This is a genomic window from Agreia sp. Leaf335, from assembly GCF_001423605.1.
In the GTDB taxonomy this organism is placed as follows: domain Bacteria; phylum Actinomycetota; class Actinomycetes; order Actinomycetales; family Microbacteriaceae; genus Agreia.
This window is the reverse complement of sequence record NZ_LMOQ01000001.1, coordinates 757,341-783,814: the sequence shown is the minus strand read 5'-3', so window position 1 is coordinate 783,814 and position 26,474 is coordinate 757,341. Positions and strand designations below refer to the sequence as shown.

The window sequence follows — 26,474 nt, the reverse complement described above, 5'->3', positions numbered from 1 at the left end:
CTAGTCGTCGGCGCTGCTCACAGCTGGATGGTGTCAGGATGGGGTCATGAGCCTGGCCATCGAAGATTATGCCCTGATCAGCGATTGCCACACGGCAGCCCTCGTCGGTCGCGACGGAAGCATCGATTGGCTCTGCCTCCCCCGCTACGACTCGCCCTCGACGTTCGGCGCGCTTCTCGGTGACGAGGACCACGGGCGCTGGCTGCTCGCGCCGAGCTCCCCCGACGCCACCGCCACCCGCGTCTACGACGGCAGCTCCTTCGTTCTGGTCACGACCTGGACGACACCGACCGGCGTGGTCGAGGTCACCGATCTGATGCCGCACGGTGACCGACGCGCAGACGTTCTGCGGCGGGTTCGCGGCGTCTCGGGGCACGTCGAGATGATCGAGGAGCTGGTGATCCGGTTCGGATACGCGACGGCCGTGCCCTGGGTGCGGCAGTCGAGCGAGAACGGCCATCCGCTGCTGGTCGCCATCGCGGGCCCGGATGCCCTGGTGCGCCGGGGCCCCCGACTCACCGCCGTCGACACCCGGCACCAGGGCCGGTTCGCGGTTCGAGAGGGAAGTCACGTCGACATCTCGCTGACGTGGTTCCCGTCGCACCGGCAGCCGCCGGCACAGCTCGATTTCGACGAGCGCGTCGCCGCGAGCAAGGCGTGGTGGGCCGAGTGGTCGAAGTCGCTCACCCACGAGGGGCCGTACGGGCCGGAGGTCATCCGCTCGCTGCTCGTTCTGCGTGCGCTCAGCCACGAGGACACCGGAGGCATCGTGGCCGCCGCCACGACCTCGCTGCCCGAGACGCAGGGCGGCGTGCGCAACTGGGACTACCGCTACGTCTGGCTGCGCGACGCGTCTCTCACTCTGCAGGTTCTGCTCTCGCACGGCTTCGCCGAAGAGGCGGTGAACTGGCGCGGCTGGCTGTTGCGCGCCATCGCGGGCGACCCCGCAGACATTCAGATCATGTACGGGCTGGCCGGCGAACGAGACCTGCCCGAGCGCGAGATCACGAGCCTGCCCGGCTACCAAGGCGCGTCTCCCGTGCGCATCGGAAACGGCGCCGCTCTGCAGTACCAGGCCGACGTGATCGGCGAGGTGATGATGGCGCTGCACGAGGCGCGTCTCGCGGGCGCAGAGGAGACCGAGTTCAGCTGGCCGCTGCAGAGGGCGCTGATGAGCTTCGTGGAAGAGAACTGGACCAGGCCCGACAACGGCATCTGGGAGATCAGGGGCGAGCTGCAGCACTTCACCCATTCGCGGGTCATGATCTGGGTGGCCCTCGATCGAGCCGTGCGCGGCGTGCGCGAGTTCGGGCTCGACGGACCCGCTGAGAAGTGGGAGAAGCTGCGCGACGAGGTGCGGGCCGAGATCGAGGAGAACGGGTGGGATGCCCAGCGCGGCACCTACACCCAGTACTACGGCAGCACCGAGGTCGACGCGTCTCTGCTGCTCCTGCCCCAGACCGGGTTCTGCGCCCCGACGGATGCGCGGATGCTCGGCACGGTGAAGGCGATCGAGAGCGACCTCCTCAACGACTCGCTGGTGATGCGCTACCGCACCGAGAGCGACGTCGACGGGTTGCCCGCCGGCGAGCATCCGTTTCTGGCCTGCTCGTTCTGGTTGGTCGAGCAGTGGGCGGGATCAGGCCGACTGGACGACGCCGTCATTCTGATGGACAGGCTCGTCTCGTTCACGAACGACGTCGGGTTGCTCTCGGAGGAGTACGACCCGGCCGCGGGTCGACAGATGGGCAACACCCCTCAGGCCCTGTCGCATCTCGCGCTGGTGAGGGCCGCCGACGCCATCGCCCGGCACTCGCCGCCCACCACTGAGGAGAACTGACAGGGGCGACCCGACCAGGGCGCTAGTCGGCCGAGGGGCGCTGTCGCTGCTGCTTCGTCTCCGACCGCCGCTTCTTTCCTGCTAGATGACGCCTGGCCGAGCCTCTCGTGGGCTTGGTCGCGCGACGGAGCGGAGCGGCAGGCGCCAGCGCCTCGCGCACGATGTCGCCGAGATGCTCGAGAGCGGTCTCGCGGTTACGCAGCTGGGAGCGCTGCGCAGAGACCGTCACCGTGATGCCACCGTTGGTGAGGCGTCGGCCCAGCCTGCTCACGAGCCGCTCCCGCTGCGATTCGCCGAGAACGAGGGAATCCACCACATTCCACGTCAGCTGCACGCGGCTGTCGGAGGTGTTGACGTGCTGGCCACCCGGACCGGACGATCGCGAGAATCGCCAGGCGAGCTCCGCCGCCGGGATGGTGAGTTCGTCTGTCACCTCGAGGTCCATCCTCACAGCGTCGCACGATCAGGGAGAATTGGCCCCATGTCCTCCCGCCGTCGTGGTGCGCTGCGCACTGCCGTTCTCGTTCTCGTCGCCGCGATCGTCGTGGGGGCCAGCGGTTTTCTCGTCTACGCCAACGTGACCTCCGCTGCCGAGCGCGAGCCCCTCGCCGAGGTCGCCGACGATCCAGCCGTTCTGATCGACTACTCGCGCGACTCCGTGGTGCTCACTCCGGCCTCTGATCCGAACGGCGAGGGCCTCGTCTTCATCGCGGGTGCCAAGATCGAACCCGTCGCCTACGCCTACAAGCTGTCGGGGCTCGTCGACGCCGGATACACCGTGGTGATCGTGCGCCCGTTCCTCAACTTCGGTCTCTTCGAGACCCGGCCTCTCTCCGCCTTCACCGCGCTCGCTCCGGGCGTCTCCGACTGGTACGTCGGCGGGCATTCGCTTGGAGGCGTGAAGGCCTGCATGTACGCCGATTCTCCCGAGGTGAGGGGTCTCGTGCTCTTCGGCTCGTACTGCGCGAACGACTTGTCCGGCTCCGCTATGGCGGTCGTCTCTCTGTCTGGAAGCGACGACGGCCTCAGCACACCCGAGAAGATCGACGCGAACAAAGCGGCCCTTCCTGCCGACACGACCTTCGTCGAGATCGACGGCGCGAATCACGCCGCGTTCGGCGACTACGGCCTGCAGGCGGGCGACGGCGAGTCGTCGATCGACGACTCCGACATGCGCGACGCCATCACCGAGGCGATCACGGGAGCGTGGCGATGAGCGGACGACGATCACGCGCGATCACCCGCTGGGTGGTGCTCGCCGGCATCGCAGCTGCAGCGGCGGTCTCCGCGTGGAGGCTCAGCCCCTGGCCCTCCGCCCTCATCGTGCGCTCCGTCTTCGATCGTGACGGGGCGCGGGTTCTGAAGGCTTTGCGCGCACACTCTCCCGGCGGCATCGACCGGACCACCGGCATCCGGTATCGCCCGCACGACCCGCAGGCGCTGCTGGATGCCTATTGGCCGGCCGGCACGTCGGCTCCTCGACCTACCGTGATCTGGACGCACGGCGGCGCGTGGATCTCGGGCGGGCGGGCCAACGCCGCGCCGTACTTCGAGCTGCTCGCCGCGGCGGGCTTCACCGTCGTGAGCCTCGACTACACGCGCGGCCCCGCGAGCCGCTACCCGGGCGCCGTCCGCCAGTTGAACGACGCCCACGCTTATGTCGTGGCACACGCCGACGAGCTGAACGTCGACGCGGATCGCATCGTGCTGGCCGGGGATTCCGCGGGCGCCCAGCTCTCGAGCCAGCTGGCGACGGCGATCACCGACCCGGCCTACGCGGCGGAGCTCGGCATCCGGCCTGGGCTCACCGCCCAGCAGGTGCGCGGCGTGATTCTGCACTGCGGCATCTACGAGATGTCTGGACTTCTGCGCTCGACCGGCATCACCGGATGGGGCAATCGGGCGGCGCTCCACGCCTACATCGGAGGGCTCGGCTTCGCCTCGTCGCCCTCTCTGAAACAGATGTCGATGATGCGCCGAGCGACGGCCTCCTTTCCGCCGACTTTCATCAGCGGAGGCAACAGCGATCCGCTGACAGACGCCCAGGCGAAGCCGTTCGCGGAACGACTCGAGTCGCTGGGTGTCGATGTGACACGCCTCTTCTGGCCCCACGATCATGCGCCCACGCTCGGGCACGAATACCAATTCGACCTCGACCGGCCCGAGGGACTTGCCGCGCTGCGCCTCGCGATCGACTTCGTCAGACGCCACACTGTGTAGAGCCGATACCCCCTGAACGAGAAGGACCCCATGAGCGACAACGACGACAAGGCCCCAGACCAGCTCGGTGCGAACCCGTTGCCCGCCTTCCCCGGCGCCGGCGCCGAGCCGGACGCACCGGCGACTCCGCCGACGTCCTCAGAGCCGGAGCAGCCCGCAGTGCCGGCGCAGCCCGCAGCGCCTCAGCAACCCTCCGAGCCGCAGCAACCCGCAGCGCCTCAGGCGCCGACTGGTCCGTCGACTCCACCTGCCCCTCCTGCCCCGCCTGCCCCAGGGGCACCGCAGGAGCCGTATATGCCGCCCGTTCCGCCCGCTCCGCCCGCAGCGCAGGCGCCCTATGTTCCCCAGGCTCCGTCGTCGCCCCAGAACTCGGGCGCACCCCAGCCGCCGCAGTACGGCTCCGCACCTCAGCCTGGCGCCGCACCGTACGCGTCTCCGCAGTACGGCTCGCAGCCCGGAGGTGCGTACACGCCGCCGACCAAGCCCAAGGGCAAGCTGGGCACCGGCGCGATCATCGGCATCGTCGGCGGAGCGATCGTGTTGGTCCTCCTCCTCGTCATCGGGGTCGGTTTCGGCGTGTCGCGCATCGCCGGCAACTCCGGTGGCGGCGGGGGCGGGGGCGGCGGAGAGACCTCGTCTGAGGCATCGTCTCCCTCTGACGCGGTCGAGGGCTATCTGACCGCCATCTCCGAAAGCGATGCCAAGACCGCGCTCAGCTACCTCGGCTCGCCTCCCGGCGACAGCACGCTGCTGACCGACGAGGCTCTGGAGGCCTCGAACAAGCTCGGCCCGATCACCGAGATCGAGGTACCCAAGTCAGACGGCGACAGCGGTTCCGCCGATGTGACGGCGTCGTACCTGATGAACGGCGAGCCCGTCAGCACCACGTTCACCGCGTCCGACTACGACGACGACGGCAAGTGGGAGATCGGCGGCGGTACCGGTTCCATCTACACGCGTTCCTTCGACGGCCTCGGTCTGACCATCAACGGCGTGGCGGTCGACGCCGAACAGGTCGACGTGTTCCCCGGAACGTACGAGCTGGCCACCTCGCTGAAGAACTTCACGCTGACCGGCCCCACCACGGTGACCGTGACGGAGTCGTACGAATCTGCCGACACGAGCGAGATCAAGCCCGCCCTCACCGACGAGGCGCTGCAGCAGTTCCGCAGCCTCGTGCGGTCGGCGGTCGACGCCTGCATCGCCTCGACCACGCTGACGGCCGGATGCGGTATCGACATTCCCGCGACCATCAGCGATGGAACCCAGCTGGCCGACGGCACGATCACTCGGAGCCTCAGCGCCGACGCGAACGCCACGCTCGACTCGCTCAAGGCCACGCCGAGCTACGACAACCCGACGCTGGTGGAAGGCGAGTACATCGGTTCGCCGACCGTCACCGCCGACTGCACGAAAGACGGAGCGACCGGGCGCTGCTCGATCTACTTCGCCCCTGCACTCGGAAAGCCGTCAGTCGACATGGCTTCTGACAACCCGGTCGTGAAGTGGGACTGAGCTAGGTCGCGCTGAGGCGCCGTTCCGCGCTGAAGGGGCTCGAGGTCGCACTGACCTCGGGCCCCTTCGTCGTCTTTCACCACGGGCGCGGATTCACATCAGATGCGCGTCTGCGAGACTGCCAGAGGCAAAGAAAGAAGGGTGCGACCATGCGCAAACTACTCGCGGCCGGTGTGCTCGCACTGTCGGCACTCGCGCTCACCGGATGCGCCGCCGCGAACGACGAGGCGACAGACGAGCACGTCGTCGTCTATTCGATCACCAGCGACGCGAGCTCGTCGACCTCGCTCACCTACGTCATCGTCGACGGCGCAGACGTATCACTGGCTCAGGCAGACGACGCGACATTGCCCTGGTCCAAGACGGTGACGATCGCCGACGGAGCGTTCAGCAACAGCATTCTGCGCCTGGCTGGCCAGCTCGGAGCAACGGGCTCGACGATCACCTGCGATATCAGTGTGGATGGCACGTCTATCGCGTCGCAGACCTCGACGGGGCCCTCCGCAGCTGTCACCTGCCAGGGCGCCAATTAGACCAGATTAAAGAAAAATGGCCCGGCTATCGTGACGATGCCGGGCCTTCGGTGCACCCCCCCGGACTTGAACCGGGAACCCACTGATTAAGAGTCAGTTGCTCTGCCAATTGAGCTAGAGGTGCCTTGGCGCGAAACTGCGGCGCCGAGGGAAAACACTACCATGAACTATGAGCGTCGTGTGACGCTTTCGATATCGAGGAGAACCATGACCGACACCGCTTCGCGCTTGACCGCCGGTACGCCCGCCCCCGAGTTCACGCTCCTCGACCAGGATGGCGCCGAGGTGTCGCTCAGCGACTTCCGCGGGCAGAAGACGATCGTGTACTTCTACCCTGAGGCCGACACCCCCGGATGCACCACGCAGGCGTGCGACTTCCGCGACAACCTCAATTCGCTCGCTGGCGCCGGCTACCAGGTGCTCGGCGTCTCACGCGACAAGCCGGCCAAGCTCGCGGCATTCAAAGAGAACCAGAACCTCACGTTCCCGCTTCTCTCCGACCCCGACAAGACCGTGCACGAGGCGTATGCCACCTGGGGTGAGAAATCTCTCTACGGCAAGATCGTCACCGGCGTCATCCGCTCGACCTTCGTGCTCGACGAGAACGGCGTCATCACCCACGCGCTCTACAACGTCAAGGCGACGGGCCACGTGGCCTCGTTGCGCAAGAAGCTGGGTATCGACAGCTGAGCCGAAAGGAGTCGAGCCATGGAACGGCATCGCATCTTCAGCACGAGTTTCGCGAGCATCTATCCGCACTACGTGGCCAAAGCCGAACGCAAGGGCCAGAGTCCGTCAGACGTCGATCTGGTCATCCGCTGGCTCACGGGGTACAGCCAAGCCGAGCTCGAGCAGACGATCTCCGACGAGGTGACGCTCGAGCAGTTCTTCGATGAGGCGCCGGCGTTCAATCCGAACGCGACGCTCATCACCGGAGTCATCTGCGGCATCCGGGTCGAAGAGATCGACGACCCGCTCATGCAGAAGATCCGCTATATGGACAAGCTCGTCGATGAGGTCGGTCGCGGAAAGAAGATGACCTCCATCCTCCGCTCCTGATCGACGGCGCTCGCGAACCCGGCCCGCGCTAGCCGAGCCGACGCGTGGCCGCGACCACGGGCGGACTCATTAGCAGGAGAATCGCGACGACGGCCGGAATCAGCAGCGCCCACCCGAGCGACGGAACGGCGAAAACGCCCTGAAAGCATCCGATCGCGACAGCGATCTGCAGAAGCTGCCAGGTCAAAGCCGCGCCCCGCACCCAGCTCTGCCGGCGCAGCAGGCCCACGACCATCGCCCAGAGCGCACACGCGAGGCCCGCGGAGAGAAGCAGGATGACCACGGCCGACGCGAACGAATCGGGTGTGGCGGTGAGCAGTTCGAAGACGAGCCAGACCGTCACGCCCGTCGCGAGGGCCGCCTCTGCTGCGAGCACAACGGAGAGAGCGATCAACAGAATCGGTCGTCGCGACGACTGATCCGATATCTGTTCACCGGAATTTGGCTTCGAATTCAGCGGTTCACTCACAGCCGTTACCCCTAGAAAAGTCTTGATTTGCAATTACCAGTATGCGACCATATTTGAGGTCAATGTTGCTCACAGTGACGTGGGTGGATGCAGATTTCTTTTTGCAGCAGTCCCTGTGCCATTGACCTTCACCCGAATCTTAGGCCGAGCCTTTTTCTACAACCGTAGGGCAGCCCAAGCTTCCGCACTATAAGGAGCACCCCCATGGATTGGCGCGACAAAGCAGCCTGCCTCACAGCAGACCCCGAGCTGTTCTTCCCCGTCGGCAACACCGGCCCCGCTGTCGATCAGATCGACAAGGCCAAGACCGTGTGTGCACGCTGCACGGTCACCGAGATCTGCCTTCAGTACGCCCTCGAGACCGGTCAGGACTCGGGCGTGTGGGGTGGACTAAGCGAAGACGAGCGCCGCGCTCTGAAGCGTCGCGCCGCCCGCGCGCGCCGCGCCTCCTAGCCGACACAGCACACACGAGCCGCGATATCGCGGGCTGTCGTTCTTACCCGCGACAGTTCACGAAATCGCGGCTCGTTCGTGTTTGCTACGGCTTCGTGAGCCAGCGGAACGGGATCTCGATCGTGACGACCGTGCCCGAGCCCACCATCGTGTGCCAGTCGATCGTGCCGCCAAGCTCGCCCTGAATCAGGGTGCGCACGATCTGCGTTCCCAGACCCGAGCCGACCTTGCCTTCCGGCAGGCCGGTTCCGTTGTCGCGCACCTCGACGGTCAGGTTCTCTTCCGAGCGCGTGGCCACGATCTCGACCTGACCCTCCTGCCCGGCGAGCCCGTGCTCGACTGCGTTCGTGACGAGCTCGGTGAGCGCCAGTGCGAGCGGAGTGGCGTACTCGCTGGGAAGAACGCCGAAGCTTCCGCTCGACTTCGGATGCACGGTGGTGTTGTGGGCCGAGGCCACCTCGGCGACCAGCAGCAGCACACGGTCGAACACCTCGTCGAAGTCGACGCGCTGATTGAGGCCCTCGCTGAGGGTGTCGTGCACGACGGCGATGGCCGCGACCCGACGCATGGCCTGGGTCAGGGCGTCCTTCGCGTCCTCTGAGTGCGTTCGACGGGCCTGGATGCGCAAAAGCGATGCGACGGTCTGCAGGTTGTTCTTGACCCGGTGGTGGATCTCGCGGATCGTCGCGTCTTTCGTGATGAGCTCCCGCTCGGTGTGCCGCAGCTCGGTCACGTCACGGCACAGCACGATCGCACCGAAGCGCGTGCCCTGCAGGCGCAGCGGAATGGCGCGCAGAGAGACCGTGACGCCCTTCGCCTCGATGTCTGTGCGCCACGGCGCTCGGCCGGTCACGACCAGCGGCAGCGACTCGTCGACCTCAAGCCGGCCACCGAGGAGCGTCGTCGTGACCTCGGCGAGCGACTGTCCCTCGAGCTCTTCGGGAAAGCCCATGCGGTTGAACGCCGACAGACCGTTGGGGCTGGCGAACGTGACGATGCCGTCGGCGTCGAGTCTGATCAGACCGTCGGATGCGCGGGGTGCGCCTCGGCGCGGCCCGGTCGGGGCGCCCAGGTCGGGGAAATCGCCCGTTCCGATCATGGCGAAGAGATCATTTGCGCACTCGTTGAACGTCAGCTCTTGACGACTGGGAGTGCGGGTCTCGCTCAGGTTGGTGTGCCGAGTGATGACCGCGATGGGGTTGTCGGTGGTCTGTCGATCGTTGGGAACGAGGCGGCGGAGCACGGGAACGGCACGCACGCGGGTGGGGGTCTCCTCGTACCAGTCGGGTGCCGCGGTGTCGACGATCACCGAGTTGCGGAACGCTTCGGTGACCTGGGTATTCCACTCGGGCTTGATCTTCTGACCGACGAAGTCGCGATAGAACAGGGTCGCCGAGCTCGACGGGCGCGCGTGGGCGACCGCGAGGAAGGAATCATCGGCGGTGGGAACCCAGAGCACGATGTCCGCGAAGGCGAGATCGGCGAGCAGCTGCCAGTCGCTGACCAGCAGATGCAGCCATTCGACATCGGCTTCGGAGGAGCGGCCCTGGGCAAGTACGAGATCACTGAGCGTCGACACCTGCCTAGCCTAGGCGACGGGCGCGTAGGGTCTGCAGCGGCCCGGTCTTCTGTGCCTGTCGAGCGGCTCGTCGTGCCTCCCTTCTCGACGTTCCCTGCGCCGACGGCGGCAGGATGTCGGCGTCGACCAGCTGCGCGATGGCCGCGCGCACGGGGGAACGCGGGGCCGCATCGTGGATCGTCTTTCCCGAGAGAACGGCCGCGTCGACGCCCGGCACATCGAGGGGAACGAAGACCGCGTCGTCGAGCCCTCCGAACCGCCTCAGCGTCTGGCGTACCTGGTGCTGCGCGTTGCTGCCCACAGAACTGGCGCGCAAACGGTTGATCACGACGGAGACCTGCGCGGTCTCGATCTGTTCGAGAAGATCGACATGAGCTCTGAGGAACCGGGAGAGGCCGATGGGGTCGGCCGCCCCGACGGCGACGACGTGGTCGGCCTGCCGCAGCGCTGCCAAGGTCGCCGCGTTCCGCCGAGGCGCGAACATGTCGCTCGCGATCTCCTCGTCGGCTTCGAGGTTGAATCCGGTGTCGACGACCACATAGTCGACCCACTGACGGCAGGTGCTGAGCACGTTCGTCACCCGGTCTGCCCCGAGTTCTGGCCACCGGGAGGCTCGCCCGATTCCGCTCAGAATCCAGAACTCCGACCTCGACGAGACGTAGCGAGACGCCACGCGCTCGAGCTCTGCGAGCGTCAGGCTGTCGCGCGCCGCAAGGCGGCAGGCGGCAGCGAACGAGGGCGACTCATCGAGCATGCCGAGACTGGGCGCCACCGCTCCCCCGTAGGTGTCGGCATCGACCAGCGCGACGGTGCGCCCGCGGAACGCCAGCTCTGCGGCGAGCTGGATGGCGATGGTCGTGCGACCCGGCGCACCGGCCGGCCCCCAGACGGCGATCACCGTTCCGGCGCCGCGTTGGGCGGGAGCACCCAAAGGCACGGCGATGCCGCCACGCAGCAGTGCCTCGATGTCGCTCCACGGAGCGCGCACGTCGACGACCTCGAACAGCCCGAGCGAAAGCGCATACCGTCGTTCGGCGTCATCGCCGGCCACGGCCACGATGCGCACGCCGACTTCATCTGCCTCGGCGAGAACATCGAGGGTCAGATGCCGACGGGTCGCCGACACGATAATGCCGTCGATGGCGCCGCCCCGCACGGCCTCGATCAAGGCGTGAGCTGAATCGACCCGGGCAACGATGTCATGGTCGGCTGCGCCGATCTCGTGGACGAGCCGCTCACTCGCATCATCATCGAGACAGGTGACGACCGAGAGCATCCCGGTCACCGTGAGGCCACTGGCTCGTCGTCGGGAACGATCGCGAGCGCCGCCCCGTTCGCCATCGCCTCGAGCACCGATGCCACGGACTCTCGCGGCACCCTGAGCTCGACCTGCATCTCGGAGCCGGATGCGACGATGCCAGTCGGCTCGATCACCGAGACGACCTCGGCCTCGGCCACCAGCACGACCGGAGCCTCGAAAGTCGTGCCCGATTCGGAGGCCGCCGACGCCCACAGGGTGACCCGAGACGATCGCTCGACGACCGCGGGAACAGGGCCGGACACGGTGACGACCACCTGCGCTTCGTCACCGGCACGAACCGTTCCGACGGCGCCCTTCGGCACGAGCTCTCCCTGGCGGATGGGCCTGACCGCGACGACTCCGTCGGCTGGGATGTCGTCAGGATCGAGGTAGTGCTCTTCTGCCGAACCGAGTCGCACGTGCGCGACGGCGAGGTCGTCGGCGGTGAACAGCTCGCCGGTGTTCAGAGTCGACGACGCCACGAAGACATCGGCGGTCTGATCGACGGTGGCCACCAACCAGGTGACCCCGAGCGCCGAGACGACGACGAGAGCAACGCCGATGACGAAACGGGGATCGAAGACGAACGAGCGGTGGGCTCTGGCACGGGGAGCGGATCGGTCCATACGCACATGGTGCCAACGATCGACGGCACGCGGGAAAGTTATCCACAGGCCCGTCGCGACAGGTGACGCGGTTTCATAATTGAGGAATGAACGGACCCGATTCTCCTGATCGACTCGGTCGCTTCCTCACTCTCGCCGACACGGCCGACGTGCTGAATGTGTCGGCGCGGCAGGTGTACTCCCTCGTTCGATCCGGCGAGCTGCCGGCCATCAAAGTCGGAGCGAGCGGTCATTGGCGCATCGAACGCGACGTTCTCGAGTCGTATATCGAGGCGATGTACGAAGAGAGTCGGCGACTGTCGCTCTGGAATCAATCCGATGCCGCGCCGCTGCCCGAGCTGTCTGACGGGCGCATCATCAGACGGTGAGCGCAGAACCGCGTGCATCACACGGCGATCATCACGAGGCAGTCGAACGAGATCAGACGGTAGCCCGCCACCTCGGCGTCGCGCCGTGGCGATGTGGCCTCGTGCAGTGCGAGGTCGAAGTGATCCCGACCCACGCGGTCGATGGTCCCGAACAGGGACTCCGTCTGCAGCGTCACGTCGACCGTGGTTCTGCGGCGACAGAGGTCGCGTAGAAGAAACGCGAGGCCGAGCCTGTCGGTGATGGCCGCGGGTGCCTCGGGCGAATGCGGCTCGAGCGAGTGCCGGATCTGCCTTCTCGTGAGCGACAACCCCTGAACGGCTCCGAGCGGCACGATGCACTGCTTCTGTGCACGCTCGAGGCCTCCGCCGGCGACGAGGCCGAGGTCGGCAGCAAACCAGTCCTTGCCGATGGTCGTCACTCTGGCAGACAGAGTGACGCCCCCGACGAGGGTGAACGTGATCGAGTAGTTCGCTCCGCGGTCGGAGACGGCCACGACCTGACGAAGCCTGTCACGCAGCGACAGCCGACCGAGTCGAAGCCGCTCCTCCTCTTCGTGAAGGTCGTTCTCCTCGGCGTTCAGCCCGTACTCGAGTTGACTCTCGAGATCAGAGAACAGGTTGTCCCATCGCATAGGAGGAACCGTAACGGGTCTTGGATGCCGCCCGCGCAATCTATCCACAGGGCAGAAACGCTTGTAGACACCATCAGTCGAGCCCTGGTTAAGTATCCAGATATCCCCCGAGTGGGGGTAAGAACACCACTGTTGTCACTGACAGTGCATCGAGAGTCCATCTGGGGAACGAACGGGACGACCGATTCACCAAGGTCACTGCGGCGCGCCCGCGCTCGTCGCAGCACGCTGCTGAAGCAGCTGCTCACCTTCTACACGCCGGTACTGCCAGAGAAGACACCATGCCGAGTCACCTCCCAGCACACTCCCCCGTCGAACCGAGCGCACGTCGAGGCTCAGCCGTGCTTCGAGCCGTGCCGCCGATCCGGCCAGACACCGCGACGACCTCGCAGGCCGAGCCCGAACGTCTCGAGCCGGAGCGTCTCGAGCCGGAACGTCTCGAATACTTCGATGCCCAGCCCACCTCGACGTCTTCGCTTCCGAACCCGGTACCGCTCATGGAGAATCTCGCGCGATGCGTACTCGAGGTCCTCGCCGGAGCTCGCGATCTCGACCAGCTCTCCCGATGGGTGGCAGACGACGTCTACCGGCATCTCCTCAAGCGCGTGGTGCTGTCGACCCGGGCTCGTCAGGCACGAGGAGCGCCTGCCGGTCGACCGTCGTTCCGCATCGGAAACACGATTACCTGCGAACCGGCCGACGGAGTCGTCGAAGGCGTCGTCATCGTGCATGGCAAGGCGCGCACCCGTGCCGTCGCGATCCGCCTCGAGGGCCTCGACAAGCGGTGGCGCGCAAGCGCGATCAACGTTCTCTGAGCCTGGTCTCGATACGTCGGCTCCTTCGTCGCACGATTACTCGACCAGCGCCGACGTGGCACTGGTCGAGCAAACAGCCTACGTCAGGCCCCTTCGACAGACTCAGGGAGCGAGGGCCTACTTCTTCTTGCTCTGCTTGCGTCGGTCTGCGCGGTTGTTGGCCGCGGGCGCGTTGCTCGGTCGCTTGGCCTGCGGGCCCGAGGCGGGCCGCTTCGCGCCCTGCTGACCGGATGCCGCCGGGGCGGCCGCCGGAGCTGACGCTCCCCGAGAGAACGACGAGGCGACCGGAGCAGCCTCCTCTTCGGCCTTTTTCGCGGCACGAGCCGTGGCCGCCTGCTCGATCTGGCCCTTCTCGTTGCGCACCTCGACTCCGCCGGAGTCGCTCGGAGCCGAGTAGCTGAGCTTCTCCGTGACCGTCGAGTCCTCGAGGCCCTTGGCCTGCACCACGGGGGCATCGACTTCGCCGGCCGGCGTGTTGACCTGCACGTCGAGGTTGAACAGGAAGCCCACGGTCTCTTCGCGGATCTGGCCCATCATCGACTGGAAGAGGGCGAATCCTTCGCGCTGGTACTCGACGAGCGGGTCGCGCTGAGCCATCGCACGCAGGCCGATGCCGTCTTTCAGGTAGTCCATCTCGTACAGGTGGTCGCGCCAGCGTCGGTCGATGACCGACAGCACGACCCGGCGTTCGAGCTCGCGCATCGCAGTCTCGCCCAGGGTCTCTTCGCGCTTCTTGTACGCCAGCTGCGCGTCGGAGAGGATCTCGCGTCGCACGAAGGTGCGATCGATTCGACCCTTGCTTCCGCCCGCCTCTGCGACGACCTCGTCGATGGTGATCGACACGGGGTACAGCGTCTTCAGCTCGGTCCAGAGCGCGTCGAAGTCCCAGTCGTCTCCGGTGCCGGAGCCCGCGTGGGTGTCGATGACGTCGTCGACGACGTCGACGAGGAACTTCTGAGCCCGGTCTTCGAGGTCTTCGCCCTCGAGGATGTGGCGGCGATCCGAATAGATGGCCTCGCGCTGGCGGTTCAGCACGTCGTCGTACTTCAGCACGTTCTTGCGGATCTCGGCGTTGCGGCCCTCGACCTGCGACTGAGCGCTGCGGATGGCTCGCGAGACGACCTTCGACTCGATCGCGAGATCGTCGGGAACGTTGCTGCGACCCATGAGGCTCTCGGCGGCACCCGCGTTGAACAGGCGCATCAGGTCGTCGGTGAGCGACAGGTAGAACCGGCTCTCGCCCGGGTCTCCCTGACGACCGGAACGACCCCGGAGCTGGTTGTCGATTCGACGTGACTCGTGGCGCTCGGTTCCGAGGACATAGAGACCCCCGGCCTCCACGACCTTGTCGGCCTCCTCCTGCACGTCGGCCTTGACCTTCGCGAACACGGCGTCCCACTCGGCCTCGTACTCCTCCGGAGTATCGACCGGGCTCAGACCGCGCGAGTTCATCTCGGCGACCGCGAGGAACTCGGCGTTTCCACCGAGCATCACGTCGGTTCCACGACCGGCCATGTTCGTGGCGACGGTGACCGAACCGAGTCGACCCGCCTGGGCCACGATGGCGGCCTCACGAGCGTGGTTCTTAGCGTTCAGCACCTCGTGCCGAACACCCTTCTTGGCCAGAAGTCGCGACAGGTACTCGCTCTTCTCGACGCTCGTCGTTCCGACCAGCACCGGCTGGCCCTTCTCGTGACGCTCGACGATGTCTTCGACGACCTGGTCGAACTTCGCCTGCTCATTCTTGTAGACGAGGTCGGACTGGTCGATGCGCTGCATCTTGCGGTTCGTCGGAATGGCGACGACGCCGAGCTTGTAGGTCGACATGAACTCGGCGGCCTCGGTCTCGGCCGTACCGGTCATGCCCGACAGCTTGTCGTACAGCCGGAAGTAGTTCTGGAGGGTCACCGTCGCGAGGGTCTGGTTCTCTGCCTTGACAGCCACGCCCTCCTTGGCCTCGATGGCCTGGTGGATTCCCTCGTTGTAGCGACGTCCGGCGAGGATACGGCCGGTGTGCTCGTCGACGATGAGAACCTCGCCGTTCAGCACGACGTAGTCCTTGTCTTTCTTGAACAGCGCCCGCGCCTTAATCGCGTTGTTGAGGAACGAGATCAGCGGCGTGTTGGCCGACTCGTAGAGGTTGTCGATGCCGAGGTAATCTTCGACCTTCTCGATGCCCGGTTCGAGGATTCCGACCGTGCGCTTCTTTTCATCGACCTCGTAGTCTTCGTCGATGACCAGGCGGGTCGAGATGCCCGCGAACTCGGTGAACCAGCGGTTCGCTTCTCCTGAAGCAGGGCCGGAGATGATGAGCGGGGTGCGAGCCTCGTCGATGAGGATCGAGTCGACCTCGTCGACGACCGCGAAGTTGTGGCCGCGCTGCACCATGTCGCTGGCCTGCCACGCCATGTTGTCGCGCAGGTAGTCGAAGCCGAACTCGTTGTTCGTGCCGTAGGTGATGTCGGCCTCGTACTGAACGCGGCGTTCGGCCGGCGTCTGACCCGAGAGGATGACGCCGGTGGTCATGCCCAGGGCGCGGAAGACGCGGCCCATGAGTTCTGACTGGTAGCTCGCGAGGTAGTCGTTGACCGTGACGACGTGCACGCCCTTGCTGGTGAGCGCATTGAGATACGCCGGCAGGGTCGCCACGAGGGTCTTTCCTTCACCGGTCTTCATCTCGGCGATGTTGCCCAGGTGGAGGGCCGCGCCACCCATGAGCTGAACGTCGAAGTGACGCAGCCCGAGCGTGCGGCGCGCGGCTTCGCGAACGGCCGCGAACGCCTCGGGAAGCAGGTGATCGAGGCTCTCGCCGTCTTCGTAGCGCTTGCGCAGCGCAGGGGTCTCCTCTTTCAATTCCTCGTCAGTGAGGTCTTTGAACCCGTCTTCGAGTGCGTTGATCGCCTTCGCGTAGCCCTCGAGCCTGCGAAGAATGCGACCTTCACCGACACGAAGAACCTTTTCAAGAACTGAAGCCACAGAGAGTCTCCTACTGCTGATATTGCGGCGCATTTGGCCGACAATCCCAGCAATTCTAGCCTGCCTTGTCTGTGCGCCACCGGAATCGCGCCTGAATCTGCGCTCAACGCGACGAAGGCCCGACCCTGTGCAGGGTCGGGCCTTCGTCGGCGTACTCTACGCCGGGCGACTCAACGGGCGGATGCGCCGGCTGCCGCGGCCGTTGCGACGGCGCTTGCGGCTTCAGCCGGGTTGTCGTCGAGGCCGATGACTCCGTACTCCCATCCCTTGCGTCGGTAGACGACGCTGGGTCGGTGACTCTCTGCATCGATGAACAGGTAGAAGTCGTGCCCCACGAGCTCCATGTAATAGAGCGCGTCGTCGACTGTCATCGGAGACGCTGGGAACACCTTCTCTCGGATGACGACCGGCGAGTACTCGGAGTAGTCGTCATCCTCGGAGTAGCTCGGCGTGTCCGGTTCCTCGGCCCGCGGCGCTACAGCTCCTGTGCTGTCGACGCTGTTCAGTACTTCGGCATCGGCGGGCGTGATGTCGATGACGGAGAAGCCACCCGTCGAGGCCTCGCGAAGCGAGACCGGACGATGCTTTCCGCGGTGGACCTTCTTGCGGTCCTTGGCCCGGCGCACGCGCTCCATCAGTTTGGCGAGGGCGAGGTCGAATGCCGCGTACTTGTCGCTTGCGGCGCTCTCGGCTCGAACGATGGGTCCAGGACCGATCAACGTCAGTTCGACCCGGTCGTCGCCGGAAGTCCCGGTGGCCGAGTTGTGCCGGCAGAGTTTGACCTCGAGCGCGAGTGCCTTATCGGCGAGATGTTCGACCTTCTCGGCCTTCTCCGTCGCGTAATCCCGAAATCGATCGGTGATTCCTAGGTTTCGTCCGGTGATGTTGATTTCCAAGGCGATCTCTCCTAGTCCAAGACGCGGCGCCCGAGTCGAGGGCGATTGGATTCCGCGCCTTTTCCCCCACCGTAGACCCGCTGGCTGACTAAGTCACCGTGCAATTCACTGTTTGTTCGCTTGACTTTTGCTGTATGGGCGAGAGCAGCCGCACCCCATACGGACGCTCCCCCGCACTCGGCCGCGCGACGGCACTCGAGCAGGGTCGCCCCCGTCGTCACCACGTCGTCGATGAGCAGCAGATGCCGCCCCTCGAGCCGCGTCGAGACCGCCTCGATGGATCCAGAGAGGTTGGCCCATCGCTCGTCGGCGCCGAGGGATGCTTGATCGCGCGGAGTGCGACGATAGCGGAGACCGGTGGCGCGATGCGGCTGCGGCCCGGCCCAGCGGAGGAGAGACTCGACGGGGTTGTAACCGCGCAGTCTGAAGGCCGAGCGCGACGATGGAACGACGAGTGTCTCGAGGCGAGCACCGGCCGGAAGATGTGGTTCGATCGCTTCGAGGGCGTCCGCAACGGCCACCCCGAGCAGCCGTCCGAGCGGCCGCGCGCCGTCGAGCCGCGCGCTCTCTTTGAGCGCGTGCAGGATCTCTTTCGGCACTCCCTCGTAGCCGACCGCGAACCACAGCGGCAGATCGCCGCTGCCCGACGCAGGAGCGCCCGGGGCCACGAGCAGGTGGCGCCCGACACGATCGGGCGCGACGAGCGCCGAGCGGCAGTCGGCACAGATGCCACGGTCCGCTGTGCCGCACCCCGCGCATTCCACGGGCAGGAGCACGGCGAGACCGTCGAGCATCGCCTCGACGAGGCGGCCACGGGCATCCATCGCTCGATCATGCTCTGCGTGGCGCCCGGCGCCGGCGCAGCGAGCGGATCTGTGCAGAACCCGCTCGTCTACCCGGCGTCGAGGAGAGGACTCAGTACTGGGTCGCCAGGATCGCGACGTCGGCCGCTCTCACCTGCCACGTGTTGGCGCTCTGCTGCAGGATATTGCCGTCGGACGACAGGACGCGGAGTCCGACGACGTCGTTCGACCCCACGATCGAGACGACTTTCGACGCATCGGCCAACTGCGTGGTCGTGCCTCCGATCTGCTGCTGCACGATCGAGTTGTCGCCCGAGGGGGTGAGCGTGACCGACGCGACCGACAGGGAGTCGACCCACGTCGCATCCACCGCCGTGCCCTGGCCTTCGGCGAGGTCGACCGGCTCACCGAGGCCCGTGGGCGTGCCGTCTTTGTCGCGGAAGACCGAGGCGACCACGAGGCGCGGCTCGCCATCCATCGTGAGGAACGCGAGCACCCTCGCGCCGTCACGCGAGACGTCGAGCGACACGATCTGGCCAGCTCCGTCCCACGTGGCGGTGAAGCTCGACGGCGTGCGGCCCGCCGCCGAGACGCGGATGTCGAGAGGCGACCCACTGGGGACCGTCCATACGAAGCCCTCGGGGTCGATGCTGGGCGCGATGAGCCCCGGCCGATCGTCGACGATGCCGGGGGTGGATGCGGGAGCGACGGCGTACACACCGGCCGCCGTTCCGACCGCGGCCAGTTGCAGACCGGGCACCGAATCCGAGAGGCCTATCGAGGTGGCATCCAGTGAGGCGACATCGTCACTGATCCCCTCTACGGGTGTCAGCGAGCTGCCGGTGAAGAATCCGAACTGACCGGAGCGCAGTACCAGTGCGCGGCTGTCGACCCGGGGCGTCGTGATGGGCCCGGAGTCGCTCGAGGTGGAGAGGGGAACCTCTGTCGAGTCCACGGTCAAACGGACGGTCGCCACCCCGCTGAGTGCGAGCAGACTGGAGCGCAGCTGCACCTGCATTCGTTCGAGAGTCGCCTCGCTCGAATCGAGCACGGGGCCCGACAGATCGACGGATGCGACTCCGGCGTCGACGGGAACGCTCGTCACGCCCGTGCCTTCGGGGAACGCCGAGACGACGGCACCGCCGAGCCAGGCCGACGGCCCGTTGATGAGCGCCCGGGCGATGCGCGTGCCCGTATTGGATGCGACGCGCGGGAACCAGCGCACGTCGGGGACCAGACGTTGGTAGCTGGGATCGAAGAAGTACAGCGGATAGGAGCTGTAGACCTCGGCGAACTCCGTCGAGAGCATCACGATGCCGTCGGGCGCCGTATTGATGCGCCACTGACCGTCCTCCTGCACGAACGTGTAGCTGCGGCTGACCGGCGCCGCCGATGGCACCGTGCTGTACTCGCCGTTGGAGTCGACCGTGGCGATCGGGCTGAGCTTCAGGTCGACCGAGGTCTCCGAGATCTTCTGGGTGCTGCGCCCGCTCTGGTCGATGGTGACGCCCGCGTCGGGCTTCCATTGATCGGCGAAGTTCTTGCTGAGGAATGACCTCGCCACGTCGAAGTTGTTGAGGGGGTTCAACGCGGCCCGGATGAATCCGCGGAGGATGTCCTCCTGACTCTCGTCGACCCTCGGGCCCGAGGGCTGGAAGATGATGTCGATCTCGTCCGATGTCGCGAGTACGTCACCCTTCTCCACGGGTCCGGTACTCGGAATGCCGACGCATCCCGCCAGCAGCAGCACGGTCAGCGACGCCATGGCGGCGATGATGGCTCGGGATCGAAATCGCGTCATGACGTCTCTCCGTTGAAGGCCTGCTCGTCGAAGGTGTTGTGTGTCTGGGCTTCGCCATCGGCGTCGAGGGGAGGAAGAGGGAGCGGTGAGACCCCGATCGGCCGTCCCTTGAGACGGGGCAGGGTGAGTCGGAAGCAGGAACCCGCGCCCGGTTCGCTCCACAACTCCAACTCTCCGCCGTGCAGGGCCGCGTCTTCGAGGGAGATCGCGAGGCCCAGCCCGGTGCCGCCGATGGTTCTCTTGCGCGACGGATCGGCGCGCCAGAAGCGGTCGAAGACGCGCGACGCGGCCTCGGGGGTCATTCCGATTCCGTAGTCTCGCACCGCGAGCGCGACGGCCGAGGCCGTGCTGTCGATGGACACGACGATCGGGCGGCCCTCACCGTGCTCGATCGCGTTGCCCAGCAGGTTGCGCACGATGCGCCGGATGCGTCGCGCGTCGATGTCTGCTTCGAAGTAACCGCCGAGGGCTACGAGGCGCAGTTCACTTCCGGCCTGCAGCGCCAGTTGGCTCATCTCGTCGATGGAGTCTTCGACGAGATACACGAGGCTGGTGGGTTCTGTCTCGAGCTCGGCGGAGCCCGCATCGAAGCGGCTGATCTCGAGCAGGTCGCTGAGGAGCAGCTCGAAGCGCTCCGTCTGCGTGTGCAGGAGCTCTGCGGTGCGCGAGGTCGCGGGAGGGAACGACTCCCTTTGATCGAAAAGCACGTCGCCGGCCAATCGGATCGTGGTGAGCGGCGTACGCAATTCATGCGAGACGTCCGAGACGAATCGCTGCTGCACGCGGGAGAGGTCGGCCAGCTGCGTGATCTGCGATTGGATGCTGTCGGCCATGCCATTGAACGATCGCGCCAGCGTGGTGATCACGTCATCGCCTTTCTCCGGAATCCGCACCTCGAGCTCGCCGGCAGCGAGCTTGGCGCTCGTCTCTGCGGCGACCCGGATGGGCTCGACGACGAGTCTGACCACGACCCAGGCGATCACACCGATGAGAAGGCTCAAAGCGAGCGCGGCCAGCAGGAGGGTCTGCTGAACGAACACAAGCGTGCGGTCGGCCTCGGCGAGGTCGTAGCCGAGGTAGAGCTCGTACTCGCCGGCCCCGGGAACGAAGAGCGGCGTTCCCACCACGATTCCCGGCACGGCGTTCTGCCCGTCGCGTAGAGAGACGGATTGCCAGTACTGGCTCTGGTCATCGCTGCCCGACGAGACCTGCTTGCGCAGTTCGGGAGAGATGACATCGACCAGCTTGAGTGCACTGAACGAGATGGCCGAGTTGGGTCCCGTCTCGCTTCCCGGCGTGACATACAGCGCCACCAGCCTCGACGACGTCGACGCCGTGATGGCGTTCTGCACCGAGTTCTGCAGAGAGAGGCTGGCGGCCTGCCCGGTCACGTCAGACGAGTCGAAGATCGTCTGTGCCGAGGTCGCCGCGCGCTTCGACTCGATCAGCACCTGATCGAGTCGCGAGTTGAAGAGATCGTTGCTGATGCTCGTCGACACGAAGGCGCCGGTGGCGGAGAGGGCGACCGCAGAGAGAGCGACCGTGATCACGATCGTGCGGAACTGCAGTGAACGGCGCCACCCGCGTGCGATCTGCCTCGGCCATGTGCGCCACTCGCGCATGATCGTGGGCCCGATTCGGCTCGTGCGACGCCCCTCGACGGTGGCGATGCTGTCGGTCGACACAGCGTGCTACGAGACCTGACCCGCCCGGTAGCCGACGCCACGAACGGTCATCACGATGCGCGGGTTGTCGGGATCTTCTTCGACCTTGGCGCGGAGCCTCTGCACGTGCACGTTCACCAACCGGGTATCGGCCTTGTAGTGGTAGCCCCACACCTGCTCGAGCAGCATCTCGCGGGTGAAGACCTGCTGCGGCTTGGCGGCGAGAGCATGCAGAAGATCGAACTCGAGCGGGGTGAGCCCGATGCGCACATCGCCCCGGCGCACCTCGTGCCCGGCGACATCGAGTTCGAGATCGCCCACCTGCAGCAACTCGGGCGATCCGGCGGCGCTCGGTCGCAGACGCGTTCGGATGCGCGCCACCAGTTCTTTGGGATTGAACGGCTTGACGACGTAGTCGTCTGCGCCGGCCTCGAGCCCCTTCACCACGTCTGTGGTGTCGGCCTTCGCCGTGAGCATGATCACCGGTGTACCCGACTCCGCTCGGATCAGGCGGCAGACCTCGATGCCGTCGAGACCCGGCAGCATCAGATCGAGAAGCACCAGATCGGGCTTCGACTCACGGAAGATGCCGAGCGCCTCCGCACCGTCAGCGCAGAACACCGGCTCGAATCCTTCGGCACGCAGAACGATGCCGATCATCTCTGCCAGGGCGGTGTCATCGTCGACGACCAGTATGCGAGCATCCATGCGCTACAGATTAGTCGAGGCGAGGCCCTCTTGATTGACAGCCGCCTGCGGGCTGGCGCGGTGTATGGAAGCATGGGAGCACGTGACATGCCGGGGGAACACCGATACGACGATGAAGGATCACCGGTGAGCGACAGCCAGAAACCATACGGGGGCATCCCGCAGGCCTCTTTCGGCCCGCCCTCGACCAGCCACCCGCAGCTGCCACCGCCGGCGCCGGGCGCCTGGGCCCCTCCGCCCCGACCGGGACTGCTTCCGTTGCGTCCGCTCGGCTTCGGCACCCTGCTCGGTGCACCGTTCCAGGTGCTTCGACGCAATCCGGGTGCCACGTTCGGCAGCGCTCTGATCACGCAGCTCGTCACGTCGATCGTCACCGTCTTCGTCATCGGCGGGGTCGGTATCTTGGCGTTCGGTCGCATCGACAGCGCCCTGCCCGAGGATCGCGACGCGGTCACCGCCGGAGCCTGGGCGACAGTCATCCTCGCCAGCCTCATCCCCCTCGCACTGTCGATCCTCGGCTCGGCACTGCTGCAAGGAGTGCTCGTCGTCGAGGTGGCCCGCGGCACTCTGGGTGAGAAGAATCGCATGGGCGTGCTCTGGAAGGCCGCCGGGCGCAGACTCTGGCCTCTCGTCGCGTGGTTCGCCGTTCTGCTGGGTGTGATCGTGCTCGCCGTCGGGGCGCTCGTCGGTCTCGCGGTGCTCGTCGGCGTCGTCGGCAGCGCGGCGATCGGCGACGCCGCGATCGGCGTCGCGATCGGCGTGGGAGTGCTGGGCGCGCTCGCGCTGACCGCATCCGGCATCTGGTTGGGAACGAAGACCGCCCTCGTACCCTCGATCATCGTGCTCGAGCGGCGGGGAATGGTCTCGTCGATCCGGCGCTCGTGGGGTCTCACCAAGAACTCCTTCTGGAAGACCTTCGGGGTTCTCGCTCTCATCGGCGTGATCCTCTACGCGGCGACGCAGATCATCACGACGCCCATATCGTTCATCGGCGGTCTGGCGAGCAGTTTCCTCTTTCCGACCGGCGCATCAGAGGACTCGGCCACGTTCGTCGTCGTGCTTCTCGCGACCTACGGGCTCGCCCTTCTCGTCAGCCTCATTCTGGGATCCATCGCCGCCGTCGTGCAGTCGTCGGCCGTCGCTATCGTCTACATCGATCTCCGGATGCGCCGCGAGGGCCTCGACCTCGATCTGATGCGCTACGTCGAGGCGCGGCACAGCGGCGGCGCACACGACGTGACAGACCCCTATCTCGTGTCGTCTCAGAGAAACGGCTGACCTCTTTATTCCTATGCTCTCGATCCTCGCTCTGCCCGTGCTGTCCGTCACCGACGTTCCCGTCGATCCCGACGCTCCCGATGCGCGCAAGCTGCTGATCGACGAGCTCGCCAAACCCGAGTACGCGGCGGCGCGGCCCACCCTGATCGATCGCATCGCGCAGGCAATCCAGGACTGGCTCGATTCGTTCCGCGCCCCGGAGGACGGCTCCGTGCCCGATCTCTTTCCGCTGGTCGTCACCGTTCTCATCGTGGGACTCATCGTGGCCGCGTTCATCGTCTTCGGCCGCCCCCGGCTGCAACGAAAGAGCCGAGCGGCGGGCGCCCTGTTCTCTGATTCATTGGATGCTCGGAGCGCGGCCGAGCTGCGCGCTTCCGCTCAGGCGGCTGCGGCCTCGGGCGACTTCGTGGTGGCGATCGAAGAGATGTTCCGCGCCGTCGCACGACAGCTGGCCGAACGCACGGTGGTCTCCGTCACGCCAGGAACGACGGCACAGGAATTCGCCGCCCGAGCGGGACGAGCGTTCCCTGACTATGTCGACGCCTTCACGAGCGGAGCACGGGCCTTCGACGGGGTGCGCTACCTCGACAGGCCGGGCACGAGAGAAGCCTTCGACGAGGTCGCCGCGCTCGATCGCGACATCAGCGCGGCCAGGCCGGCCCGGCTCGAGCGGGTCGCCGACTCGGGAGCATCGCTGTGATCGCGGACACGACGGAGCGCGGCACGCCAGCCCGCGCCGAGGTCACGACGCCCACGCTCCGCGCGGCGGTGAAACGATGGCGGTTCTGGCTCATTCTCGCGGCGGTCGCGATCGTCGGTCTGCTCGTCGTGGCCGTCGCATCCGGCACAGCCGGTGGGAGTCGTGCCCCGTACTCGATCACGAACGCCGCGCCCGAGGGCAGCAAGGCCCTGGCCGAAGTGCTGCGTCAACAGGGTGTCGATGTCGTACAGGCCGACACCATGCAGGAGGCGCGAGCCGCCCTGGACGCGGCTCCCACCGCCACTCTCGCTTTCGCCGACCCCGGAGGATACCTGAACGACGCGCGACTCGACGAGGCCGCCGAGCTCGCCGATCGGGTCGTGCTGTTCTTGCCGGGGTTCGACGAGCTCCGCGCCTTCGCGCCAGAGATCGCCTCGGCCGGGGCACCCCGCGACACCGACGGCGTCGAGGCTGAATGCTCCCTACCGGCGGCCGAGCGCGCCGGCAGCATCATCGGCGACGGACGCGCGTACCGTGCACCCGCCGGCAGCGATGCCGAGCTCTGCTTCCGCGCCTCCGACGACGCGTACTACCTCGTCCACGACGACACCCCGAACGGCACGGTCACGGTTCTGGGCGCGGCCGATGTCCTCAGCAACGAGGGCATCACCGGAGCGGGGAACGCCGCGCTCGCCCTCGGCCTCCTGGGCGAAGACGCCACCCTCGTCTGGTACGTGCCCACGGCATCCGACGTCGAGGCCGACGGGCCCGCGGACATCACCTCGCTGACGCCCGACTGGGTCACGCCCGTGCTCGTGCTCGTCGTCTTCACCTTCATCGCCGCGGCCGTCTGGCGAGGGCGCAGGCTCGGCGCGCTCGTCGTCGAGAACCTGCCGGTCACCGTGCGCTCACGAGAGACCATGGAAGGACGCGCGCGCCTCTACGCTCGGGCCGGCGCCCGCACGCACGCACTGGATTCGCTGCGGATCGGAACGATCACGCGGTTGTCGAAGATCCTGGGACTCCCCCGCAATGCCACGGTCGACGAGGTGATCGCCTCGGTCGCCGCTGTTCTCCCCGGCAGGCCGCTCGGCGACATCCAATCGATTCTCGTTGCCGCCATGCCCTCGAACGAGGCCGATCTCGTCGCGTACTCCGATCGCCTGCTCGAACTCGAAGGCGCCGTGACCCGGGCGGTCCGTCCGTGACCGTCTCGCCGCCCCTCCTGCCCGCGTCCACACCGAAAGGCCGACCATGACAGACCAACCAGAACAGACACCCGACCAGCTCCGAGAGGCCCTGGGGCGCGTGCGCACCGAGGTGGCCAAGGCCGTGGTCGGCCAGGACGGCGCGGTGACGGGTCTCATCGTCGCCCTGCTCGCGAAGGGGCATGTGCTGCTCGAGGGCGTTCCCGGCGTGGCGAAGACCCTGCTGGTGCGGTCGCTGAGTCACGCGCTCTCGCTCGACACGACGAGGGTGCAGTTCACCCCCGACCTCATGCCCGGAGACGTGACAGGGTCGCTCGTGTACGACGCGAAGTCCGGTGACTTCGAATTCCGCGAGGGCCCCGTATTCACGAACATCCTGCTGGCCGATGAGATCAACCGCACCCCACCCAAGACGCAGTCCGCCCTGCTCGAGGCGATGGAGGAGCGACAGGTCAGCGTCGACGGCCTCAGCCGGCCCCTGCCCGACCCGTTCCTGGTTGCGGCGACGATGAACCCCATCGAGTACGAGGGCACCTACACGCTGCCCGAAGCGCAGCTCGACCGTTTTATGCTCAAACTCGTCCTCGATCTGCCCCCGCGTGACACCGAGATCGCCGTGCTGCAGCGCCACGCCGCCGGGTTCAACCCGCGAGACCTGACGGGGGCCGGAATGAGCGCGGTGCTCGGCGCCAGCGAGCTCCGCCAGGCGCAGGCATCGGTTGCGGCCGTCGGTGCAAGTGCCGATGTGCTCGCCTACGTCGTCGACCTGGCACGGGCCACGCGGCAGAGCCCATCGGTCAAACTCGGAGTCAGCCCGCGCGGAGGTACAGCGCTTCTCGCCTCTGCCAAGGCGTGGGCCTGGCTCAACGGCTCACCCGCGATCACTCCCGATCACGTGCAGGCGATGGTTCTGCCGGTGCTGCGCCACCGCATCCAGCTCCGACCCGAGGCCGAACTCGAGGGCGTCTCGGTCGACTCGATCCTGCGCTCGATCCTGAGCCAGGTGCAGGTGCCGATCTGATGAGCCGGCG

26 protein-coding genes and 1 tRNA gene are annotated in these 26,474 nt (G+C 66.6%); 14 read left to right on the top strand and 13 right to left on the bottom strand.

Features of this window, described 5'->3' with window-relative positions; genetic code table 11:
* The first annotated feature begins 46 nt into the window (after positions 1-46).
* On the top strand, positions 47-1,840 hold the full coding sequence (locus tag ASF79_RS03765; protein WP_055852018.1) for a glycoside hydrolase family 15 protein: 1,794 nt from the start codon (positions 47-49) through the stop codon (positions 1,838-1,840).
* 22 nt (positions 1,841-1,862) lie between these two features.
* Here the strand turns inward: ASF79_RS03765 and arfB are convergent, their stop codons facing one another.
* On the bottom strand, positions 1,863-2,285 hold the full coding sequence (gene arfB / locus ASF79_RS03760; RefSeq protein ID WP_055852015.1) for an alternative ribosome rescue aminoacyl-tRNA hydrolase ArfB: 423 nt from the start codon (positions 2,283-2,285) through the stop codon (positions 1,863-1,865).
* 36 nt (positions 2,286-2,321) lie between these two features.
* On the opposite strand from arfB, the gene ASF79_RS03755 reads away from it, so the two are divergent.
* The 4 genes from ASF79_RS03755 (at position 2,322) to ASF79_RS03740 (ending at position 6,108) form a co-directional block, all read left to right on the top strand.
* Complete coding sequence (locus ASF79_RS03755) at positions 2,322-3,056, top strand: alpha/beta hydrolase (protein ID WP_055852013.1); 735 nt, start codon at positions 2,322-2,324, stop codon at positions 3,054-3,056.
* Positions 3,053-4,060, top strand: coding sequence for an alpha/beta hydrolase (locus ASF79_RS03750; RefSeq protein WP_055853112.1), 1,008 nt, complete (start codon positions 3,053-3,055; stop codon positions 4,058-4,060). The genes ASF79_RS03755 and ASF79_RS03750 overlap by 4 nt, the downstream gene beginning before the upstream one ends.
* A gap of 30 nt (positions 4,061-4,090) precedes the next feature.
* Complete coding sequence (locus ASF79_RS03745; RefSeq protein ID WP_156366148.1) at positions 4,091-5,575, top strand: hypothetical protein; 1,485 nt, start codon at positions 4,091-4,093, stop codon at positions 5,573-5,575.
* A gap of 149 nt (positions 5,576-5,724) precedes the next feature.
* Positions 5,725-6,108 (top strand): MmpS family transport accessory protein, encoded by a 384-nt coding sequence (locus ASF79_RS03740; RefSeq protein WP_055775312.1) that lies wholly within the window; start codon positions 5,725-5,727, stop codon positions 6,106-6,108.
* Positions 6,109-6,159: 51 nt separating this feature from the next.
* On the opposite strand, the gene ASF79_RS03735 is transcribed toward ASF79_RS03740, so the two are convergent.
* A tRNA-Lys gene (locus tag ASF79_RS03735) sits at positions 6,160-6,232 on the bottom strand.
* An 83-nt stretch (positions 6,233-6,315) separates the two neighbouring features.
* On the opposite strand from ASF79_RS03735, the gene bcp reads away from it, so the two are divergent.
* Together bcp and ASF79_RS03725 are read left to right on the top strand one after the other, a co-directional pair.
* Positions 6,316-6,798: a thioredoxin-dependent thiol peroxidase gene (gene bcp, locus ASF79_RS03730; RefSeq protein ID WP_055852008.1), complete on the top strand. Its 483-nt coding sequence runs from the start codon at positions 6,316-6,318 to the stop codon at positions 6,796-6,798.
* Positions 6,799-6,816: 18 nt separating this feature from the next.
* The gene (locus ASF79_RS03725; RefSeq protein ID WP_055775317.1) at positions 6,817-7,167 is read left to right on the top strand and encodes a DUF2200 domain-containing protein; all 351 of its coding nucleotides are present in this window, start codon (positions 6,817-6,819) and stop codon (positions 7,165-7,167) included.
* A 28-nt stretch (positions 7,168-7,195) separates the two neighbouring features.
* On the opposite strand, the gene ASF79_RS03720 is transcribed toward ASF79_RS03725, so the two are convergent.
* On the bottom strand, positions 7,196-7,561 hold the full coding sequence (locus tag ASF79_RS03720; protein ID WP_235500619.1) for a hypothetical protein: 366 nt from the start codon (positions 7,559-7,561) through the stop codon (positions 7,196-7,198).
* Positions 7,562-7,840: 279 nt separating this feature from the next.
* Between ASF79_RS03720 and ASF79_RS03715 the strand changes: the two genes are divergently transcribed.
* Entirely contained in the window at positions 7,841-8,089 is a 249-nt protein-coding gene (locus tag ASF79_RS03715) for a WhiB family transcriptional regulator (protein WP_044442296.1), read from the top strand.
* An 85-nt stretch (positions 8,090-8,174) separates the two neighbouring features.
* On the opposite strand, the gene ASF79_RS03710 is transcribed toward ASF79_RS03715, so the two are convergent.
* The 3 genes from ASF79_RS03710 to ASF79_RS03700 are packed head-to-tail and all read right to left on the bottom strand — an operon-like array spanning position 8,175 to position 11,594.
* On the bottom strand, positions 8,175-9,668 hold the full coding sequence (locus ASF79_RS03710; protein ID WP_055775320.1) for a sensor histidine kinase: 1,494 nt from the start codon (positions 9,666-9,668) through the stop codon (positions 8,175-8,177).
* Positions 9,669-9,672: 4 nt separating this feature from the next.
* A complete protein-coding gene (locus tag ASF79_RS03705; RefSeq protein ID WP_055852005.1) occupies positions 9,673-10,944 on the bottom strand; it encodes an AAA family ATPase in 1,272 nt (423 codons plus the stop codon).
* Between the two features lie 5 nt (positions 10,945-10,949).
* Complete coding sequence (locus ASF79_RS03700; protein WP_055775325.1) at positions 10,950-11,594, bottom strand: flagella basal body P-ring formation protein FlgA; 645 nt, start codon at positions 11,592-11,594, stop codon at positions 10,950-10,952.
* 86 nt (positions 11,595-11,680) lie between these two features.
* Here ASF79_RS03700 and ASF79_RS03695 point away from each other — a divergent pair, with 86 nt between their 5' ends.
* The gene (locus ASF79_RS03695; RefSeq protein ID WP_055775327.1) at positions 11,681-11,962 is read left to right on the top strand and encodes a helix-turn-helix domain-containing protein; all 282 of its coding nucleotides are present in this window, start codon (positions 11,681-11,683) and stop codon (positions 11,960-11,962) included.
* Positions 11,963-11,979: 17 nt separating this feature from the next.
* On the opposite strand, the gene ASF79_RS03690 is transcribed toward ASF79_RS03695, so the two are convergent.
* Positions 11,980-12,594: a hypothetical protein gene (locus ASF79_RS03690; RefSeq protein WP_055852002.1), complete on the bottom strand. Its 615-nt coding sequence runs from the start codon at positions 12,592-12,594 to the stop codon at positions 11,980-11,982.
* Positions 12,595-12,935: 341 nt separating this feature from the next.
* On the opposite strand from ASF79_RS03690, the gene ASF79_RS03685 reads away from it, so the two are divergent.
* Complete coding sequence (locus ASF79_RS03685; RefSeq protein ID WP_200933520.1) at positions 12,936-13,409, top strand: Rv3235 family protein; 474 nt, start codon at positions 12,936-12,938, stop codon at positions 13,407-13,409.
* A gap of 117 nt (positions 13,410-13,526) precedes the next feature.
* On the opposite strand, the gene secA is transcribed toward ASF79_RS03685, so the two are convergent.
* The 6 genes from secA to mtrA form a co-directional block, all read right to left on the bottom strand.
* Positions 13,527-16,385, bottom strand: coding sequence for a preprotein translocase subunit SecA (secA, locus tag ASF79_RS03680; RefSeq protein WP_055851999.1), 2,859 nt, complete (start codon positions 16,383-16,385; stop codon positions 13,527-13,529).
* Between the two features lie 170 nt (positions 16,386-16,555).
* Positions 16,556-17,281: a ribosome hibernation-promoting factor, HPF/YfiA family gene (gene hpf, locus ASF79_RS03675; RefSeq protein WP_055851995.1), complete on the bottom strand. Its 726-nt coding sequence runs from the start codon at positions 17,279-17,281 to the stop codon at positions 16,556-16,558.
* 11 nt (positions 17,282-17,292) lie between these two features.
* The gene (locus ASF79_RS03670; protein ID WP_055851993.1) at positions 17,293-18,105 is read right to left on the bottom strand and encodes a ComF family protein; all 813 of its coding nucleotides are present in this window, start codon (positions 18,103-18,105) and stop codon (positions 17,293-17,295) included.
* A 91-nt stretch (positions 18,106-18,196) separates the two neighbouring features.
* Entirely contained in the window at positions 18,197-19,885 is a 1,689-nt protein-coding gene (locus ASF79_RS03665; protein WP_055851991.1) for an LpqB family beta-propeller domain-containing protein, read from the bottom strand.
* Positions 19,882-21,507, bottom strand: a complete 1,626-nt coding sequence (gene mtrB, locus ASF79_RS03660) for an MtrAB system histidine kinase MtrB (RefSeq protein WP_055853109.1) — start codon at positions 21,505-21,507, stop codon at positions 19,882-19,884. The genes ASF79_RS03665 and mtrB overlap by 4 nt, the downstream gene beginning before the upstream one ends.
* A gap of 69 nt (positions 21,508-21,576) precedes the next feature.
* Positions 21,577-22,257, bottom strand: a complete 681-nt coding sequence (mtrA, locus tag ASF79_RS03655) for an MtrAB system response regulator MtrA (RefSeq protein ID WP_055775346.1) — start codon at positions 22,255-22,257, stop codon at positions 21,577-21,579.
* A gap of 126 nt (positions 22,258-22,383) precedes the next feature.
* On the opposite strand from mtrA, the gene ASF79_RS03650 reads away from it, so the two are divergent.
* Genes ASF79_RS03650 through ASF79_RS03635 form a run of 4 tightly spaced genes read left to right on the top strand, consistent with a single transcriptional unit; the run spans position 22,384 to position 26,464 of the window.
* Complete coding sequence (locus tag ASF79_RS03650) at positions 22,384-23,535, top strand: hypothetical protein (RefSeq protein WP_156366147.1); 1,152 nt, start codon at positions 22,384-22,386, stop codon at positions 23,533-23,535.
* Between the two features lie 13 nt (positions 23,536-23,548).
* On the top strand, positions 23,549-24,235 hold the full coding sequence (locus tag ASF79_RS03645; RefSeq protein ID WP_055851985.1) for a DUF4129 domain-containing protein: 687 nt from the start codon (positions 23,549-23,551) through the stop codon (positions 24,233-24,235).
* Positions 24,232-25,443, top strand: coding sequence for a DUF4350 domain-containing protein (locus tag ASF79_RS03640; RefSeq protein WP_162239061.1), 1,212 nt, complete (start codon positions 24,232-24,234; stop codon positions 25,441-25,443). Before ASF79_RS03645 ends, ASF79_RS03640 begins: the two co-directional genes overlap by 4 nt.
* A gap of 46 nt (positions 25,444-25,489) precedes the next feature.
* Positions 25,490-26,464: an AAA family ATPase gene (locus tag ASF79_RS03635; RefSeq protein WP_055775354.1), complete on the top strand. Its 975-nt coding sequence runs from the start codon at positions 25,490-25,492 to the stop codon at positions 26,462-26,464.
* Positions 26,465-26,474: the final 10 nt, after the last annotated feature.